The 17,387-nt window shown below is 73.0% G+C and carries 16 protein-coding genes; 7 read left to right on the top strand and 9 right to left on the bottom strand.

Features of this window, described 5'->3' with window-relative positions; translation table 11 throughout:
* Window positions 1-32: 32 nt before the first annotated feature.
* From O7546_RS03105 to mca, 5 genes are all read right to left on the bottom strand, one after another.
* A complete protein-coding gene (locus O7546_RS03105) occupies window positions 33-2,069 on the bottom strand; it encodes a thioredoxin domain-containing protein (protein WP_269696154.1) in 2,037 nt (678 codons plus the stop codon).
* 85 nt (window positions 2,070-2,154) lie between these two features.
* On the bottom strand, window positions 2,155-3,051 hold the full coding sequence (locus tag O7546_RS03100; RefSeq protein WP_194798522.1) for a hypothetical protein: 897 nt from the start codon (window positions 3,049-3,051) through the stop codon (window positions 2,155-2,157).
* A 111-nt stretch (window positions 3,052-3,162) separates the two neighbouring features.
* Window positions 3,163-5,658 (bottom strand): bifunctional diguanylate cyclase/phosphodiesterase, encoded by a 2,496-nt coding sequence (locus tag O7546_RS03095; RefSeq protein ID WP_194798951.1) that lies wholly within the window; start codon window positions 5,656-5,658, stop codon window positions 3,163-3,165.
* A 216-nt stretch (window positions 5,659-5,874) separates the two neighbouring features.
* A complete protein-coding gene (locus tag O7546_RS03090) occupies window positions 5,875-6,159 on the bottom strand; it encodes a hypothetical protein (protein ID WP_194798523.1) in 285 nt (94 codons plus the stop codon).
* A 48-nt stretch (window positions 6,160-6,207) separates the two neighbouring features.
* Window positions 6,208-7,089 carry a mycothiol conjugate amidase Mca gene (gene mca / locus O7546_RS03085; protein ID WP_135243394.1) on the bottom strand — a complete coding sequence of 294 codons (882 nt, stop codon included), beginning with the start codon at window positions 7,087-7,089 and terminating at the stop codon, window positions 6,208-6,210.
* A 244-nt stretch (window positions 7,090-7,333) separates the two neighbouring features.
* Between mca and O7546_RS03080 the strand changes: the two genes are divergently transcribed.
* Window positions 7,334-7,768 carry a DUF4307 domain-containing protein gene (locus O7546_RS03080; protein WP_194798524.1) on the top strand — a complete coding sequence of 145 codons (435 nt, stop codon included), beginning with the start codon at window positions 7,334-7,336 and terminating at the stop codon, window positions 7,766-7,768.
* A 145-nt stretch (window positions 7,769-7,913) separates the two neighbouring features.
* Window positions 7,914-8,414: a transcription elongation factor GreA gene (gene greA, locus O7546_RS03075; RefSeq protein ID WP_013284133.1), complete on the top strand. Its 501-nt coding sequence runs from the start codon at window positions 7,914-7,916 to the stop codon at window positions 8,412-8,414.
* A gap of 133 nt (window positions 8,415-8,547) precedes the next feature.
* Here the strand turns inward: greA and ilvA are convergent, their stop codons facing one another.
* The 4 genes from ilvA to O7546_RS03055 all read right to left on the bottom strand — a co-directional run bounded on the left by ilvA (window position 8,548) and on the right by O7546_RS03055 (window position 13,290).
* Window positions 8,548-9,768 carry a threonine ammonia-lyase gene (gene ilvA / locus O7546_RS03070; RefSeq protein WP_194798525.1) on the bottom strand — a complete coding sequence of 407 codons (1,221 nt, stop codon included), beginning with the start codon at window positions 9,766-9,768 and terminating at the stop codon, window positions 8,548-8,550.
* Window positions 9,765-10,571 carry a DUF4328 domain-containing protein gene (locus O7546_RS03065; protein WP_281600428.1) on the bottom strand — a complete coding sequence of 269 codons (807 nt, stop codon included), beginning with the start codon at window positions 10,569-10,571 and terminating at the stop codon, window positions 9,765-9,767. The genes ilvA and O7546_RS03065 overlap by 4 nt, the downstream gene beginning before the upstream one ends.
* Window positions 10,572-10,718: 147 nt before the next feature.
* Entirely contained in the window at window positions 10,719-12,131 is a 1,413-nt protein-coding gene (locus tag O7546_RS03060) for an amidase family protein (protein ID WP_194798527.1), read from the bottom strand.
* A 16-nt stretch (window positions 12,132-12,147) separates the two neighbouring features.
* Complete coding sequence (locus O7546_RS03055) at window positions 12,148-13,290, bottom strand: cystathionine gamma-synthase (protein ID WP_194798528.1); 1,143 nt, start codon at window positions 13,288-13,290, stop codon at window positions 12,148-12,150.
* A 95-nt stretch (window positions 13,291-13,385) separates the two neighbouring features.
* Between O7546_RS03055 and O7546_RS03050 the strand changes: the two genes are divergently transcribed.
* From O7546_RS03050 to O7546_RS03030, 5 genes are all read left to right on the top strand, one after another.
* Window positions 13,386-13,634, top strand: a complete 249-nt coding sequence (locus O7546_RS03050) for a hypothetical protein (protein WP_228531232.1) — start codon at window positions 13,386-13,388, stop codon at window positions 13,632-13,634.
* Window positions 13,604-13,966: a hypothetical protein gene (locus O7546_RS03045; RefSeq protein ID WP_269696151.1), complete on the top strand. Its 363-nt coding sequence runs from the start codon at window positions 13,604-13,606 to the stop codon at window positions 13,964-13,966. Before O7546_RS03050 ends, O7546_RS03045 begins: the two co-directional genes overlap by 31 nt.
* 121 nt (window positions 13,967-14,087) lie before the next feature.
* The gene (locus O7546_RS03040) at window positions 14,088-14,501 is read left to right on the top strand and encodes an HIT family protein (protein WP_269696150.1); all 414 of its coding nucleotides are present in this window, start codon (window positions 14,088-14,090) and stop codon (window positions 14,499-14,501) included.
* Between the two features lie 76 nt (window positions 14,502-14,577).
* A complete protein-coding gene (msrA, locus tag O7546_RS03035) occupies window positions 14,578-15,240 on the top strand; it encodes a peptide-methionine (S)-S-oxide reductase MsrA (RefSeq protein ID WP_064447692.1) in 663 nt (220 codons plus the stop codon).
* 354 nt (window positions 15,241-15,594) lie between these two features.
* A complete protein-coding gene (locus O7546_RS03030) occupies window positions 15,595-17,385 on the top strand; it encodes an N-acetylglutaminylglutamine amidotransferase (RefSeq protein WP_262012495.1) in 1,791 nt (596 codons plus the stop codon).
* Window positions 17,386-17,387: the final 2 nt, after the last annotated feature.

Here is a 17,387-nt window from a genome sequence, read left to right as displayed (position 1 = left end):
CCGGACCGTGAGGGCGGTCCGGCCCACTCCGCTCAGCCGAGCTGCGCGATCAGCTCCTCGACGCCGGTCACCGGCCGCTGGCAGACGAAGCCCCGGCAGACGTAGGCGGCGGGCTTCCCGTCGACGAACGGCCGCCCGGCCAGCAGCGGCACGCCGGGCTGGTCCGGGGCGCCGGCCACCACCACCGCGCCGGGCGGGGCGTGACGCCGCGCCGCGGCCACCAGCGGGTCGCCCTCCGGGTCGCCGGTCGCCACCGCGATCTCGTACGGCCCGGACAACAGCGCCTCGCCGACGGTTGCCGCGTACCCGGTGAACCGGGCGTGCCGGTCGACGATCGGCGCGACCGTCGACAGCGTCTTCTCGGCCGCCTCCCGGTAGCGGGTCTCGCCTGTCAGCGCCGCGTACGCAACGAGCGCCGCGACGATCGCCGACCGGCCCGACGGGGTCGCGTTGTCGGTCGGGTCGGCGGGCCGGGTGACCAGGCGCTCGGCGTCGTCGGCGGTGTCGTAGAACGCGCCGTCCGGGCCGGCGAACCGGGCCAGCGCCACGTCGAGCAGCTCACCGGCCAGCGTCAGCCACCGCCCCTCGCCGGTGAGCTGGTGCATCGCGCAGAACGCCTCGGCGACGCAGCCGTAGTCCTCCAGCACCCCGGCCGGCTGACCCACGACCTTGTCCCGGGAGACCCGGCGCAGCCGGCCGTCCACCAGGTGCACGGTGGCCAGGTGCTCGGCGGCGTCCCGCATCGCGCCGTCGGAGACGATCAGCACGCCGTCCATCAGGTTCGCGTCCTCGTCGTCGGGCGACACGAGCAGCGCGGCGACCTGCTGGAACTCCGCGATGGCGGTGATCGCGAGCCCGTTCCACGCGGCCACCACCTTGTCGTCGCGGGCCGGCTGGGGGCGGGTGTCGCGGGCGGCCAGCAGCCGGCCCACCACGTCCTGCCAGCGGGCCCGCACCGCCGGGTCGGCGTCGTCGACGTCCCGGGCCAGCCGCAGCACGCTGGTGCCGTGCTCGAACGTGCCGTCGGCGGTCACCCCGAACAGGTCCGCGGCGAACCGGCCGTCGTCGGCCCCCAGCACCTCGACGAGCTGGCCGGGCGTCCAGACGTAGGTGAGCCCCTCGACGCCCTCGGTGTCCGCGTCGAGCGCGGAGGCGAAGCCCTCACCGGCGCGGTGCAGCTCGTCGGCGAGGAACCGGGCGGTGTCGCGGGCCACCCGGCGGGCCAGCCGGTCGCCGGTGAGCCGCCACATCTGGGTGTAGACCCGCAGCAGCAGCGCGTTGTCGTAGAGCATCTTCTCGAAGTGCGGCACGGTCCAGTGGCCGTCCACCGAGTAGCGGGCGAACCCACCGGCGAGCTGGTCGTTGAGGCCGCCGCGGGCCATCGCCTCGCAGGTGTGCCGGGCGATCTCCAGGCTGCGCGCCGAGCCGGTGCGCTGGTGGTGCCGGAGCAGGAAGAGCAGGTTCATGTGCGGCGGGAACTTCGGTGCGCCGCCGAAACCGCCGTTCGTCTCGTCGTACTCCCCGGCGAGCCGGCTCGCGGCGGCGTCGAGCAGATCGGCGGTGAGCGGGGCCGTCACGCCACCGACTGCCTGCGCGCCGCCGATCGCCTCGACCACGGCGGCGCCCTGCCGCAGCACGGCCTCGCGCTGGTCGCGCCAGGCGGTGGCGACCGAGCCGAGCAGCCGGATGAAGTTGGCGCGGGGGAAGTACGTGCCGCAGAAGAACGGGGTGCCGTCCGGCGTGGCGAAGACGGTCATCGGCCAGCCGCCCTGCCCGGTCATCGCCTGGGTGGCGGTCATGTAGACCGCGTCGACGTCGGGACGCTCCTCGCGGTCGACCTTGACGCAGACGAAGTCGTCGTTCATCAGCCGGGCCACTGCCTCGTTCTCGAACGACTCGTGGGCCATCACGTGGCACCAGTGGCAGGCCGCGTAGCCGACCGAGATCAGAACCGGCACGTCGCGCCGTTTCGCCTCGGCGAACGCCTCGTCGCACCAGGGCCACCAGTCGACCGGGTTGTCGGCGTGCTGGAGCAGGTAGGGCGACGTGGCCTCGGCGAGTCGGTTCACCACCCGACCTTAGCGAGCGCGCGGAGCCGGTGCGGCGCGAGTGCGGCGGCCGGGCCGGGGTCGTGGTCCCGGCCCGGCCGCCCTCTCACCGGGTCAGGGTGAGCGTCGAGGTGTCCCGCACGGTGAACTCGTTCCAGTACTCGAAGTCGCGGACCAGGATCTCGCTGACCGCCTGGGCGGTGCCGCGCTGGAACTTGACGTCGGCCGGGTAGGTGGTGGCCGACCAGGGCACCACCTGGCCCGGAACGCACGGGATGTGGGGTGAGAAGTAGCCGCGCACCATGCCCGCCTTCTTCTGCTCCTGGACCAGCTCGCCCGCGATGGAGAAGGAGTCCGCCCGGGTGCAGGTGATCGAACCGCGGACGGTGGCGATGCCCTTGTTGTCCACCGTCGCCACCGGGTCGACGGTCAGTGTGACGTCGAGTGCCGGCAGCGGCGGCGGGTTGCCGATGTGGATCTCGCCCCGCAGGCCGCCGGTCGCGCCCTCGCACCGGATCTCGAAGGTGGCGTCGAAGCGCTCGACGTAGTCGAACGGGCCCCAGTCGGCGTGCAGGACCGTGAACGAACCGATGCTCTGCGCGCAGGAGCGCCCCCATCCGCCGTTGTAGAGCTGCAGGCTGGCCGCGTCGCTCCCGTAGACCGGCTGGCTGACGTTCTGGTAGGTGTCACCCGCCTTCAGCGTCTGACCGGCCGGGGCGGAGATGCCCAGACGCCAGGTGTTGTCGGCGTCGCTCCAGAACTCCATCCCGAAGTGCTGCTGGTCGTGGCCCCACGCGTTCATCTCGTCGCCGGGCGTCGGTGCCGCGGAGCTGTAGGAGTAGGAGTTGCCGGCGGTGATCGGATCACCCGGCTCGCCGGTCACGGCGAACGACCAGGACTCCGCCGGCCGGGCCTGAGCCGGCGCGGACATGACCAGGCCGGCAGCGCCGGTGGTCAGCGCCAAGGTCGAGGCGAGCAGAATCCGTCGCCAGGAACGTCTCATCGTCGTCCTCCCCGTGTGGACGTCAGCGGGTACGCCTGCCGCACCCGCCGTGCCAGCAGCGTAGGACCGGCCGGGCGTTCTCCGCTGCCCCGTCCACGGCGGACGGACGGGTCAGGAGGCGCCGTCCGCGCGCAGCGGGAAGACGTTGCCGCGGGCGGCGTCGCGCAGTGATCCGAGCACCGCGGAGATCTTGTCGGCCGGCATCGGCTTGAAGAAGTGGTAGCCCTGGGCGGCGGTACAGCCCAGCTCGGCCAGCGCGGTGCGCTGCTCGGCCGTCTCCACGCCCTCGGCCACCACCCGCAGCCCCAGCTCGTGGGCCAGCCCCACTGTGGTCCGGACGATCGCCGCCGCCTCCGGCGAGTCAGCCATCCGGAGCACGAACGAGCGGTCCACCTTCAACTCGTCCACCGCGATCCGGGTGAGGAACGTCAGCGACGAGAACCCGGTGCCGAAGTCGTCCACGGCGAGCTGCACGCCCATGCCCCGCAGCGTGGCCAGCACCTCGTCGATGACCTCCAGCTCACTCATCACCACCGTCTCGGTGATCTCCAGGACCAGCCGGTGCGGCGGCACCTGGTGACGGCGCAGTGCCTCGTCGATCTCCGCGGGCAGCCGCGGGTCGAGCAGGCTGCGCGCGGACAGGTTCACCGAGATCGGGATGTCCAGCCCGTCCCGCGCCCACCCGGCGGCGACCGCCAGCGCCTTGTCCAGCACGTACCGGGTGAAGCTGCCGAGCTGCTCGCTGTTCTCCACCGGGCGGATGAAGTCGGCCGGGCCGAGCCAGCCCCGGCGCGGATGCCGCCACCGGATCAGCGCCTCCACCCCGGTCGGCGCGCCGGTCGCCAGGTCCACCGCCGGCTGCAACGCGAGCACCAGCTGGTCGTCGGCGGCCAGCGCCTCCCGCATCTCCGCGAGCAGCGCCAGGTGGTCGGTGCTCGCCGCGTCGCGGGAGCTGTCGTACGCGGCGACGCTGCCGCCGCCCTCCTTCGCCTGGTACATGGCGATGTCGGCGCGCCGCAGCAACTCGGTCAGGTCGGCCGCGCCCGCGTCGGCCACCACGACGCCCACCGCCACCTCGACGGACATCCGCACCCCCGCCACCTCGGTCGGCGCGGCGAGGCGCTCGGCGACCTCCCGGGCCTGGCGCAGCGCGTACGCCAGCGGGGCGGTCCGCTCCTCGACCAGCGGCACCGAGGTCAGCAGCAGCGCGAACTCGTCGCCGCCGAGGCGCCCGAGCAGGTCACCCGGCCGGGTCAGCGCGGCGAGCCGGTTGGAGGTGAGCCGCAGCAGCTGGTCGCCCGCCGAGTGCCCGAGCGTGTCGTTGACCTCCTTGAACTGGTTCACGTCGAGCAGCAGCAGTGCCACCGGGTGGTCGTGGGCGCGCTGCCGCAGCGCCTGGTCCCCCTTGGCGAGCAGCGCCGCCCGGTTGAGCAGCCCGGTGAGCTGGTCGTGCACCGCGTCGTACGACGAGCGGGCGGTGACCAGCCGCAGCTCCCGGTGCGTGGCGGCGTCGTGCAGGGCGGCGGCCAGCGCGTCCCCGAAGGCCGCCACGCCGTCGCGTTCCCGGGCGCTCGGCGGGGCGGACCGGGCGAAGCGCACCCGCAGGCGGCCGACGTCGGCGGAGCCAACCACGAGGCGGCGCACCAGCTCGTGCTCCCCCGCCTCGGCGCCGGCCGACGGTTCCACCTCCCGGTCGCGTACCTGCCCGCCGCGGTCGGCCCGGTAGCGGCGCCAGCGGCCCTCGCCCCGGGCCACGTCGACCTCGACCAGTTCCGCGCCGAACAGGGTGAGCGCGCCGGTCACCGCCGCGGTCGCCACGCCGCGCTCGTCGAGCTGGTTGAGTGCGGCGGTGGCCTCGGCGAACGCCCGCCACGTACGCCGCTCCTGGTCGGCGCGGAGCCGGTGGCGGTACGTCTGCTGGAGCAGCCACAGCGGCGGCGGCAGGAGCAGCAGCCAGCGCGCGTCGAGTTCGAGCAGCGCGACGACCACCAGGCCGACCGCCACGTTGCCGACGAACATGAGCAGCTTGCCGCGCAACGCGGCGAGCAGCGGCGGCCCGATCGCGATGCCGTGCCGCAGGGCGAGCGTGACAGCACCCAGGAAGGCTGTGGTGAGCAGGTACGTCACCGCGGCGGCGCTGAGCGTGAGCGCCAGCTCCGGCGTGGGCGCGGCGAGCAGCGGCGGGCCGAGCGCGGTGGCCACGGCGGCGGCGAGCGCGGTGGCGGCGGTGAGCGAACCGGCGATCCCCACCAGTTCCAGCGCGGGACGACGGTCGGAGACCAGCGACATCACGGTCCAGGAGGTGCCCACGCCCAGCAGGGCGGCGGCCGGGAGCCAGCCGGCAGGCACCAGCCAGAGGCAGACCACGAGTGCGGCCTCGCCCCAGGTGATGCTCACCATGCCCGAAGCGCTGCGGAAGCGCAGCCGGGCGAGCTGGGCCACCGCGAACGCGGCAGCGGCGATGCCGAACCGGGCCGCACCCGGGAGCGAGTCGTCGGCCGGCAGGTGCGACGGGACGGTGAGGCCCAGCACGGCGGCGAGCAGACCGGTCAGCGCGACCGCGACGGTGAGCAGGACGACGCCCACCGGTGTCCCGCGCAGGCCGATCCGGTCGGGGGAACGGTCGGCCGGCTCGGTGGTCACGGGGCCGCCCCGTCGACGCGTCGGGCCGGGGCATGGTCGGGGGCCGGTGCTGCCATCGACATCGGCGTCCCCCTTCCGCGCAGGGTCCGGGGCCTGACGGTCCCCCCGGCGGAAGGCTAAGCCAAAGCCGGTGGCCGCAACAGGGGGCGACGACCGGCTTCGACGTGATTCACGCGGTGTTCAGCTGTTGCGACCCTGCTGGGAGCCGTTGGGGGCGTTCGTCGGTGAATCCTGCTCGACGAGCCCGTCTGTCGGATCGGCGACTGCGGAATCGGCCCGGCCCGGGGTGCCCTGCTGCGGGAAGCGGTCGGGCAGCCGGCGCAGCCGGGCGTTCATGTTGCGGATCAGCAGGACGGTGACGGTGGCCAGCGCGACGATGAGGAAGAGGCCCATCGGACCGGCCAGACCACCCGTACGGGTGTCACCGAAGTTGTTCTGCGCGAGCACCTCGACGGTGGTCAGCATGGTGTTCCTCCGATGTGCGACTGAGCACCAGGGTAGACCCCGGCCGGGTCAGTGGGCACGGCACGCCTCTCGTACGCCGGCGAACAGGTCGGACTCGGGCAGCGGGCTGTCGACCAGCGAGCGGGCGAGTTGGAAGTCCTCCGTCGGCCAGGCGCGCTTCTGCAGTTCCATCGGCACCTGGAACCAGAAGCCGTCCGGGTCGATCTGGGTGGCGTGCGCGCGCAGCGCGTCGTCGCGGACCGGGAAGTAGTCGGCGCACTCGACCCGGGTGGTGATCCGGGCGCCCTTGTCGGGGCGCTCGTCCCAGCGCTTCATCCACTCGCCGTACGGCGACTCGAGCCCGGCGGCGAGCACCGCCTCGTGCAGGCTCATGATCTTGGCGCGGGAGAAGCCCACGTCGTAGTAGAGCTTCAGCGGCTGCCACGGCTCGCCCAGCTCGGGGTGGCGGTCCGGGTCACCGGCCGCGTCGAACGCCGCCACGGTGACCTTGTGGGTCATGATGTGGTCGGGGTGCGGGTAGCCGCCCTCCTCGTCGTAGGTGGTGACGACATGCGGCCGGAACTGCCGCATCAGGCGCACCAGCGGCGCGGCGGCGACGTCCACGTCCTGGAGGGCGAAGCAGCCCTCCGGCAGCGGCGGCAGCGGGTCGCCCTCGGGCAGCCCGGAGTCGACGAAGCCGAGCCACGCCTGCTCGACGCCGAGGATGGCCCGGGCGGCGTCCATCTCGGCCCGCCGGATGTCACCGATGTTCGCCCAGACGTCGGGGCGGTCCATCTTGGGGTTGAGCACACTGCCCCGCTCGCCACCGGTGGCGGTGACGACCAGGACGTCCACCCCCTCGGCGACGTATTTCGCCATGGTGGCGGCGCCCTTGCTCGACTCGTCGTCGGGATGGGCGTGCACCGCCATGAGACGCAGTTGTTCTGCCACCTTCGGCGCTCCTCGTCTGTGCCCGCCGACCGGCCTCCGGGCCGACCGGCTGACCTGCCGGAATCTCCCCCCGCGCCCGCGAAAGCCCCCGTGACGGCCGGTCGGGGGGCCGCCACCGGAGTGGCCAGGGCCACGCCCGCCGGTCCAGGCCGACCTGCCATCCTTGACTCAGCGCCGGGCTGGGAAGATGGACCTAGCCATTCTTGCCGATGCCGCCGACAACAACGCCAGGAGATACCCGCCGGTGAGCGAGACGCACGCCACAGTCGCCGCGAAGGCACCGGTCTTCCCGCCGGGCCGCTACGGCCGCCGCCGGGAGCCGGGGCGCCGCCGGCCGGTCCTGCTCGCCCTGACGGTGACGGTCATGCTCGCCGTCCTCGGGCTGGGCGCGGCGAAGCTCTACTACCAGTACGGCGACCCGGAGTACCAGGGCGAGATGATCAGCTACTCCGACATCACCGACTCCCGGGTGATCGTCGACTTCCGGGTCACCGTGCCGCCGGGCGGCTCCGCCACCTGTCTGCTGCGGGCCCGCTCCCACGACGGGGCCCAGGTGGGCAGCGCCGAGGCCACCGTGACCGCGGAGCCCGGCCAGCGCCACATCCGGACCCGGCAGGAGGTGCCCACGAGCGCCCGGCCGTTCATCGGCGAGGTCCTGCGCTGCCGGCCCGCCGGCTGAGCCGGGCCGCCGGCGAGTCGCCGGCCACCGCACCCCGGTCCCGCCGCCGGCACCCGGGGTGATTGATCACACCTCGACGCGACCCGCACTGGTAGCCTTGCAAGTTCACCTGTCAGCCAGTCCGCACCAATCGAGGAGACCGCCTGTGTCCACAAATGGAAACGAGGCGCCCGCCACCTGGCTGTCCCAGGACGCCTACGACCGTCTGCAGGCCGAGCTCGACGAGCTGATCGCCAACCGGCCGGTCATCGCCGCCGAGATCAACGCCCGGCGCGAGGAGGGCGACCTGCGGGAGAACGGCGGCTACCACGCCGCCCGCGAGGAGCAGGGCAAGGCCGAGGGCCGCATTCTCTACCTCAAGGAGCTGCTGCGCACCGCCAAGGTCGGCGAGGCACCGGACACCGACGCGGTGTCGCCGGGCATGGTCGTGAAGATCTACTTCGACGACGACGCCGACGACAGCGAGACCTTCCTGCTCGGCTCCCGGGAGATCGCCTCCACCACCGACCTGACGGTCTACAGCCCCGAGTCCGCGCTCGGCAAGGCCATCCTCGGCGGCAAGGCGGGGCAGACCTGCACCTACACGGCGCCCAGCGGCGCCGATATCAAGGTGACCATCGTCTCCTTCGAGCCGTACAGCGGCTGACCCCTCCGGACCCGCGCCGGATGGCTCGGGTCCCGAACCCGACCGAGGCTGACAGGCCCTCCTCGGACCCGAGCCGCACACCCGAACGCCCCGACCGGATCATCCGGCCGGGGCGTTCGCGTTCCGCCGGGGTTCAGCCCTCGCCGGTGAAGACCACCTGGTAGCCGCTGGCCCGCAGCGCGCTGATCAGCGTGTCCGAGTGCTCCACCCCGCGGGTCTCCACGGACAGGGCCACCTCCACCTCGCCGAGGCGCAGGTGCGGGTTGGCGCGCTGGTGCACCACGTCCACCACGTTGGCCCGGTGCTCGGCGATCTCGCCGAGCAGGGAGGCGAGCTGGCCGGGCCGGTCCGTGCAGCGCACGGTGATCCGCAGGAACCGCCCCGCCGCCGCCAGGCCGTGCTCGATCACCCGGAGCATGAGCAGCGGGTCGATGTTGCCGCCGGAGAGCACCGCGACGACCGGCGCGGTCACCTCCACCGCGCCGGCCAGCAGCGCCGCCACGCCGACCGCGCCGGCCGGCTCGACCACCTGCTTGCCGCGTTCCAGCAGCATCAGCAGCGCCCGGGAGATGTCCTCCTCCGAGACCGTGACCACGTCGTCGACCAGCTTGCGGACATGGGTGAAGGTCAGCTCGCCCGGACGGCCCACGGCGATGCCGTCGGCGATCGTCGCGAACGAGGGCAGCCGCAGCGGCTCGCCGGCCCGCAGCGAGGGCGGGAAGGCGGCGGCGCTCGCCGCCTGGACCCCGATCACGCGTACGTCGGGACGCAGCGCCTTGGCCGCCACCGCCATGCCCGAGACGAGCCCGCCGCCGCCCACCCCGGTCACGATGGTGCGCACCTCCGGGCACTGTTCGAGGATCTCCAGCGCCACGGTGCCCTGCCCGGCGATGACGTCGGCGTGGTCGAACGGGTGGATGAACACCGCCCCGGTCCGCTCGGCGAACGTCTGCGCCGCGACGAGCGACTCGTCCACCGTGTTGCCGACCAGCTCGATCTGCGCGCCGTACCCCTTCGTCGCGGCGACCTTCGGCAGCGGCGCGTTCACCGGCATGAAGACGGTGGCGTGCGCGCCGACCAGCCCGGCGGCGAGCGCCACCCCCTGGGCGTGGTTGCCGGCGCTCGCCGCGACCACACCGCGGGCCCGCTCCTCGGCCGAGAGCCGGGAGATCCGCACGTACGCGCCGCGCACCTTGTACGACCCGGCGCGCTGGAGGTTCTCGCACTTGAGCCAGACCGGCCCGCCGAGCGCGGCGCTGAGCGGCCGGGACGGCTCCAGCGGGGTGGTACGAGTGACACCGGCGAGCAGCTCCCGCGCGGCCTGTACGTCGGCGAGGCCGACCAGTTCCGTCATGCCCCGATCGTGCCACCCGGGGCAGGCGGAACCTGCGGCGACGTCGGCGCAACCGGCATCGGCGCGGCGGGCGCGGGCCGGCCCGGTCGGCCGGGCCAGGCGGGCTGACCGGGCCAGCCCGGCGGGCCGGGCCACGCGGGCACGGCCCGGGAGAGCCGGTCCTGCTGGGCGGCGGAGATCCGGCGGATCAGCACGACGAACGCGATCCCGGCGACCAGGCAGGCCACCGCCGGCACCAGCCGGGGTGCGAGCGCGTCCTCGTAGAAGCGCACGTACGTGGCGAACTCCGCGTCGTTGCGGGGCAGCTCGGTCAGCCGGTCGTAGCGCTGCTGCTCGGCCCGCGCGACGAACCGGTCACCGATCAGGAACACCAGCCAGCTCACCCACCACACCCCGACCAGCCACGACTGGCGGCGCTGCCACACGCTGTTGCGGAGCAGGTCGGCGAGCACCCGGGCGGGGACGACGAAGTTGGCCAGCGGCACCAGCCACCCGGCGATGGCCCACGCCGGGCTCAGGTTCGGCACCGCGCCCGGGAACGCGTCCAGGTTCTTGCGCGCCCGCCAGGTCCAGATCACCACGAGCGTCCCGGCGGTCAGCAGGGCGAGCAGGTACGGCAGCGAGAACAGCACCTCGGCCAGCACCGCGCCGAGCAGCACGTCCCGGTCGAGCTGCCCGGCGGCCGAGCGGGCCATCTGCACACCCACGAGCGGGAACAGGGCGGTGAGCAGGTAGCACAGGGTGGCGGCACCGACCGCGAACGCGCCGGCCACGGCCAGGCCGCGCACGCCGTACGTGGGCACGCCGGGACTCACGGCGGGCTGACCGACTCGGGTGCCGCAGCGCCGGCACTCCTCATAGGCCGGGGACGTGGGGTCCCCGCAGGTCTGGCAGTTCATCGGGGACCGTCCGAGGTGGTGTGCGCGACAGGGTGCGCACACGCTAGACGATCACGCGGTGGCCGGCGACCCCGTTCCGACCCGGGGATAGCCGGGTGCGTGCCGGGCCCACGGCGCCTGCATCTCGAACTGGCCGGCCACGCCGAGCAACAGCAGTTCGGAGCCGGGCGGGCCGACGAACTGCACGCCCACCGGCAGGCCGTCCGGGCGGCGGCCGACCGGCACCACTATCGACGGGAGCCCGGCGATGTTCCACGGCGCCGCGTACGGGGCGTACCTGATGTTGGTCGACATGTTCGCCAGCCAGGAGCGGCCCGACCACCCGGCGGCCTCCGGCGGGGGCCCGGCCAGCGCCGGGGTGAGCAGCAGGTCGATCGAGTTGTCCGCGAAGAAGTGCACCGACCGTTCGCGCCAGGCGGCCCGGTCGGCCTCCCGCACGTACCCCCGGCGCTGCGCCCACTCGCCGAGCGTGACGTGCCGGCGACTGCGGCGCTGGAGCTGACGCGGCGCCACCCCGGCGGCGCGCACGTCGGCGGCGGCCGCCGCGAACCAGGTGGCGATCCCCTGGAGTCCGAGCCGGGTCGGGTAGACCGGATCGGCGGGCACGGTGTCGTGACCGGCGGCGGCCAGCAGCCGGCCGGCGGCGGCGACCGCGTCCCGGTTCGGCGCGTCCGGCGAGACGCCACGCACCGGCGAGCGCAGCGAGACGCCCACCCGCAGCCGCTCCGGCGGGACCAGCTTGTCCGGCCGGCGGCCGGCCAGCACCGAGAAACCCACCACCGCGTCGGCGACGGTGCTGGTCAGCATGCCGTGCTCGGTGAGGCCGAACCAGTCGTCCGCGCCGAGCTGGCAGGGCACCACGCCCCGGCCGGGCTTGAGCCCGACCAGGCCGCAGCAGGCCGCCGGGATGCGGATCGACCCGAGACCGTCGTTGCCGTGGGCCATCGGCACCAGCCCGGCGGCCACCGCGGCGGCCGCGCCGCCGGACGAACCACCGGGGGTACGCGCCGGATCCCACGGGTTGCGGGTGACAGCGGTGTCGTCGTCGGTGAGCGCCCACAGGCCCAGCTCCGGCATCCGGGTCACACCGAGGATGACAGCGCCCGCGCCGCGCAGCCGCCGGACCACCTCGTGGTCGGCCTCCGCCACCGGCGTACGCATCGCGGCCGACCCGTTCCAGGTGGGCAGGCCGGCCACCGGCGTGTTCTCCTTGACCGCCACCGGCACCCCGGCGAGCGGCAGGTTCGCCAGTTCCTCCTGCTCGTCGACCTTCTCCGCCTCGGTGATCGCCTCACCGCCGCGCACCGCGCGGAACGCGCCCAGCTCGGGATCCACCCGGGCGACGTGGTCCAGGTGGTCGGCGACGACCTGGGTGGCGGAGACGTCGCCACGGCGTACCGCCCGGGCGATCTGTTTCGCGGTCGTCCCGACCCAGGTCGTCGGCAAGATGTCCGGCACTGCCACCCTCCCCAACCAGCGGTCAGCCCAGGGCCTGCTCCAGATCGGCGAGCAGGTCGTCGACCGTCTCGATGCCGACAGACAGTCGCACGAGATCGCCGGGAACTTCAAGCGGCGAGCCCGCAGCGCTTGCGTGTGTCATCCGGCCCGGGTGCTCGATCAGGGACTCGACGCCGCCGAGCGACTCGGCGAGCACGAACAACCGGGCCCGGTTGCAGATCTGGACGGCGTGCTCCTCGCCGCCCGCCGCGCGGAACGAGATCATGCCGCCGAACCGGCGCATCTGCTTGGCGGCCACCTCGTGGCCGGGGTGCGAGGGCAGGCCCGGGTAGACGACCTGGGCGACCTTGGCGTGTCCGTCCAGGTAGGCCGCGATCCGCTCGGCGTTGTCGCAGTGCCGGTCCATCCGTACCCCGAGGGTCTTGATGCCGCGCAGGGTGAGCCAGGCGTCGAACGGCCCGTTGACCGCGCCCATCGCGTTCTGGTGGTAGCGCAGCTCCTCGCCGAGCGCGCGATCCGCCGCGACGAGCGCGCCGCCGACCACGTCGGAGTGTCCGCCGACGTACTTGGTGGTGGAGTGCACCACCACGTCCGCGCCGAACGCGATCGGCTGCTGGAGGTACGGCGAGGCGAACGTGTTGTCGACCACCAGCAGCGCGCCGGCGTCGTGCGCCACTGCGGCGAGCGCGGCGATGTCGGCGATGCCGAGCAGCGGGTTGGTCGGCGTCTCCACCCACACGATCTTTGTCGCGCCGGGACGGATCGCGGCCCGCACGGCGTCCGGGTCGGAGACCTTCGCCGGGGTGTACGCCAGGCCCCAGCGCTCGGCCACCTTGGCGAACAGCCGGTACGTGCCGCCGTACGCGTCGTCCGGGATCACCACGTGGTCGCCCGGCTTGCAGACGGTCCGCAGCAGCGTGTCCTCGGCGGCCAGGCCGCTGGCGAAGGCGAGCGCCACCGGGCCGCCCTCCAGCGCGGCCAGGCACTCCTGGAGCGCGTCGCGCGTCGGGTTACCGGAGCGGCTGTACTCGTAGCCCTCGCGGGGCGCGCCGACGGCGTCCTGGGCGTACGTGCTGGTCTGGTAGATCGGCGGGATCACCGCACCGGTGCGGGCCTCCGGGTCCTGACCGGCGTGGATGGCGAGTGTCTCGAAGCCGTGGCTCATGCCGCAGACGTTAGTCCCCCGCCCGGTCCCGCTCCCGGCAACCCGGTGCGAGTCACAAGCGCGAAGGTGTCGGGGCGGTCGGCCATACTGGTCCGGTGAGTTCGACCGAGGCGCTCCCCTCTCGCCTGCACGGCGTCGCCGACCGGATCCCGGCCTCGCTGGGTCTCGCTGCCGGTGACGACCTAGGGTTGATGCTCGCCGGCGGCTATGCCATGTGCGCCCACGACCTGGTCGACCGGCCCTCCCAGGACATCGACTTCGCCACGGCCGCCGCGCTGCCGCTCGACGCCGTGACGGATCGCCTCGGGGCCCGGTGCTGGCCTTCGAGGACGCGGTGGGGCTGAAGGTCCGCGCGCTGCACGACCGAGCCGCCCACCGGGACTACATCGACGTCCGCGCGGCCTCCGAGCGGCTCACCTGGTCGGAGTTGGAGCACCTCGGCGCCCGTCACACCGCCGGCTTCTCGTTGGACGAACTGGCCGACCGGCTGGGTGGTGTGACGGAGCGGGACGGCCGGACCTTCCGTTCGTACGGGCTCACCGAGCAACAGGTCGACGAGTTGCGCGGATGGGCGCTGCGATGGGAGGCGGACATCCGGGCGCGCCTCGCCAACGGCGAGACCGGCCCGACTGGCATCCCCGAAGACGACTGGGACGCCTACCTGGACCGCTCCTGACCCGCCCGGTTTCGCGCCGATCATGAGGTTAGCGGTGCCGACGGTCCGATTTGTCGCAGCCAACCTCATGATCAACGCTCGCCCGGAGGTGGGGTGGCCGGGCCGGGCCTAGGGTGGTCGGATGAGCGGGTGCGTGTTCTGCGGGATCGTGGCGGGCGAGGTGCCGGCCTTCCGGGTGACCGACGAGCCGGACGGGGTCGCTTTCCTGGACACCCGCCCGGTGTTCAAGGGGCACGTGCTCGTGGTGCCCCGTACCCACCTGGTCACCCTGGCCGACCTGCCGGCCGACGCGCTGCCCGGCTACTTCCGGCTGGTGCAGCGGATCGCCGTGGCCGTGGAGACCGGCATGGACGCCGGTGGGACGTTCGTGGCGATGAACAACCGGGTGTCCCAGTCCGTACCGCACCTGCACACCCACGTGGTTCCCAGGACGAAGGGCGACGGGCTGCGCGGCTTCTTCTGGCCGCGTACCCGGTACGCCGACGACGCCGAGGCCGAGACGTTCGCCGGGCGGATCTCGGCGGCGCTGGCCTGACGGGAGCGTGGGCGGGTAAGGAACCGGGGGGCGACGCTGTTGCACACGCTGGGAAAGCCAAGAGAGGAGTCCCACCGTGTTCCTCCGCCGCATGAAGGCTGAAATGATCTCTCCTGACCAAGCCCTGCCGGGTCGCCCGATCGCGATGCCGATCGCCGACCGGCACGAGGTGCTGCCGTCGACGCTGAAGGGCCCGTTCCCCGAGGGCGCGCAGGTCGCCGTCTTCGGGATGGGCTGCTTCTGGGGCGCCGAGCGGCTGTTCTGGACCCTCCCCGGCGTGATCACCACGTCCGCCGGCTACGCGGGTGGCTACACCACCAACCCGACGTACGAGGAGGTCTGCTCGGGCATGACCGGGCACGCCGAGGTGGTCCAGGTGGTCTACGACCCGTCGAAGATCGCCTACGAGGACCTGCTGAAGGTCTTCTGGGAGAACCATGACCCGACCCAGGGCATGCGCCAGGGCAACGACGTGGGCACCCAGTACCGCTCGGCGATCTACACCACCACCGACGAGCAGGCCGCCGCCGCGAAGGCGTCGCGGGACGCGTTCGCGCCGATCGTGGCCCGGGCCGGCAAGGGTGAGATCACCACCGAGATCGCCCCGCTCGGCGACTACTACTTCGCCGAGGACTACCACCAGCAGTACCTGGCTCCGACGAAGAACCCGAACGGCTACTGCAACCACGGACCGAACGGGCTGAGCTGCCCGGTCGGCGTGGCCCGCACCGCGGGCTAGCCCGCGACCCGCACCACGAGTCCGGCACGGTGAACGGCGAGGCCGATCACCGTGCCGGCAGCGTCTACGCTCACGCGATCTTGCAGTTTCGGCCCACGAGTTGCCCGGATTACGAGGATTACGGGGCACCAAAGTGCAAGATCGGGGAAAGCCGCCGATGCCGGGGCGCGCCGGTCCGTGCGGTATTCCTCACACCGGGGACGGGCCGGGTTTCCGGCATCCGGGCGTGGAGGGGCAGGAACCGAAGGCGTGACAGGCAACCACCCTGCGTGACGGCGCATCGTAGCAAGCTGTCACACGTTCGTCATCGTCTCAACAGGCGAACTGCAACAAGCTCTGGCAGCATTGGCTCGTATGTGCGGACTTGCGGGAGAGTTCCGCCGTGACGGTTCACGCGCCGACGTCTCGGCCGTGGAGCGGATGGCGGCCACGATGAGTGACCGAGGGCCCGACGACAGCGGCATCTGGTCGCAGGGCCCGACCGCGCTGGGACACCGGCGCCTGAAGATCATCGACCTGTCCGCGGCGAGCGGCCAACCCATCGTGGACGCCGCCGCCGGGCTCACCGGTGTCTTCAACGGCTGCATCTACAACTACCGGGAACTACGCGCCGAGCTGCAGGCCAAGGGCCACCGGTTCTTCTCGTCCGGTGACAGCGAGGTCGTGGTCAAGGCGTACGCCGAGTGGGGGCTCGACTTCGTCGACCACCTGATCGGCATGTTCGCGGTGGCGATCAGCGAGCGCGACACCGGCCGCCTGGTGCTGGCCCGGGACCGCCTCGGCATCAAGCCGCTCTACCTGGCCGAGAGCCCCGGTGTGGTCCGGTTCGCCTCGACGCTGCCGGCGCTGCTCGCCGGCGGCGGCATCGACACCACCATCGACCGGGTTGCGCTCGCCCACTACCTGAGCTTCCACAGCATCGTGCCGCCGCCGCGCACCATCCTGGCCGGCGTCACCAAGCTGCCGCCGGCCACGGTCCGGGTGTACGAGGCGGACGGCTCCACCCACGAGCGGGTCTACTGGGATCCGTCCTTCGGCCGCGCCGCCGAGCGGGCCGGCTGGTCCGAGCGGGACTGGCAGGACGCGCTGCTCGACTCGCTGACCACCGCCGTGCGCCGCCGCATGGTGGCCGACGTCCCGGTGGGCGTGCTGCTCTCCGGCGGCCTCGACTCCAGCCTGGTGGTCGCGCTGCTCGCCGGCGAGGGGCAGGCCCGGTCCGGTCTGGCCACGTTCTCCATCGGCTTCGACGCGGTCGGCGGCCGGGAGGGCGACGAGTTCGTCTACTCCGATCTGGTCGCGAAGACGTTCGGCACCGACCACCACCAGATCCGGGTGCCCACCGGTGACCTGCTGCCGCCGCTGGAGGCCGCCGTCGCGGCGATGAGCGAACCGATGGTCAGCCACGACTGCGTCGCGTTCTGGCTGCTCAGCCAGGAGGTCGCGAAGCACGTCAAGGTGGTGCAGTCGGGCCAGGGCGCGGACGAGATCCTGGGTGGCTACCACTGGTACCCGCCGCTCGCCGGGGTGGACCGGGAGCAGGCGCTCGAGACGTACGCGAAGGCGTTCTTCGACCGCGACGCGGCCGGACTGGCCCGGGTGCTCAACCCGGCGTGGCTGGCCGACGGCGACCCGGCGCGGGAGTTCGTGGCCGCGCACCTGGGCCGCGCGGGCGCGCAGACCGCCGTCGACGCCGGCCTGCGGATCGACACCCAGGTCATGCTGACCGACGACCCGGTGAAGCGGGTCGACAACATGACCATGGCGCACGGGCTGGAGGCCCGGGTGCCGTTCCTCGACCACGAGTTCGTCGAGCTGGCCGCGAGCTGCCCGCCGGAGCTGAAGCTTGCCCAGGGTGGCAAGGGCGTGCTCAAGGAGATCGGCCGCCGGGTCCTGCCGCACGAGGTCATCGACCGGCCCAAGGGCTACTTCCCGGTGCCCGGTCTCACCCACCTGGAGGGCAAGCTCCTCGACCGGGTACGCGACGCGCTCACCGCCCCGGAGGCGCGCCGTCGTGACCTGTTCCGCGCCGACTACGTCGATGCGCTGCTCGCCGACCCGAATGCCGAACTGACCCCGTTGAACGGAAACAAGCTGTGGCAACTGGGACTCCTGGAAATGTGGCTCCAGAGCCACGGAATCGACTGACC

This window comes from Micromonospora sp. WMMA1976 (assembly GCF_027497335.1).
Taxonomy (GTDB): domain Bacteria; phylum Actinomycetota; class Actinomycetes; order Mycobacteriales; family Micromonosporaceae; genus Micromonospora; species Micromonospora aurantiaca.
The sequence above is the reverse complement of the archived record's forward strand: the minus strand, read 5'-3'. Positions and strand labels throughout refer to the sequence as shown.

Coding starts and splice junctions, on each gene's coding strand:
- ilvA (WP_194798525.1), bottom strand. CDS start 9,768: ATGACGGAACTGGTCGGCCTCGCCGACGTACAGGCCGCGCGGGAGCTG.
- O7546_RS03100 (WP_194798522.1), bottom strand. CDS start 3,051: ATGAGACGTTCCTGGCGACGGATTCTGCTCGCCTCGACCTTGGCGCTG.
- O7546_RS03055 (WP_194798528.1), bottom strand. CDS start 13,290: ATGAGCCACGGCTTCGAGACACTCGCCATCCACGCCGGTCAGGACCCG.
- O7546_RS03030 (WP_262012495.1), top strand. CDS start 15,595: ATGTGCGGACTTGCGGGAGAGTTCCGCCGTGACGGTTCACGCGCCGAC.
- O7546_RS03040 (WP_269696150.1), top strand. CDS start 14,088: ATGAGCGGGTGCGTGTTCTGCGGGATCGTGGCGGGCGAGGTGCCGGCC.
- O7546_RS03090 (WP_194798523.1), bottom strand. CDS start 6,159: ATGCTGACCACCGTCGAGGTGCTCGCGCAGAACAACTTCGGTGACACC.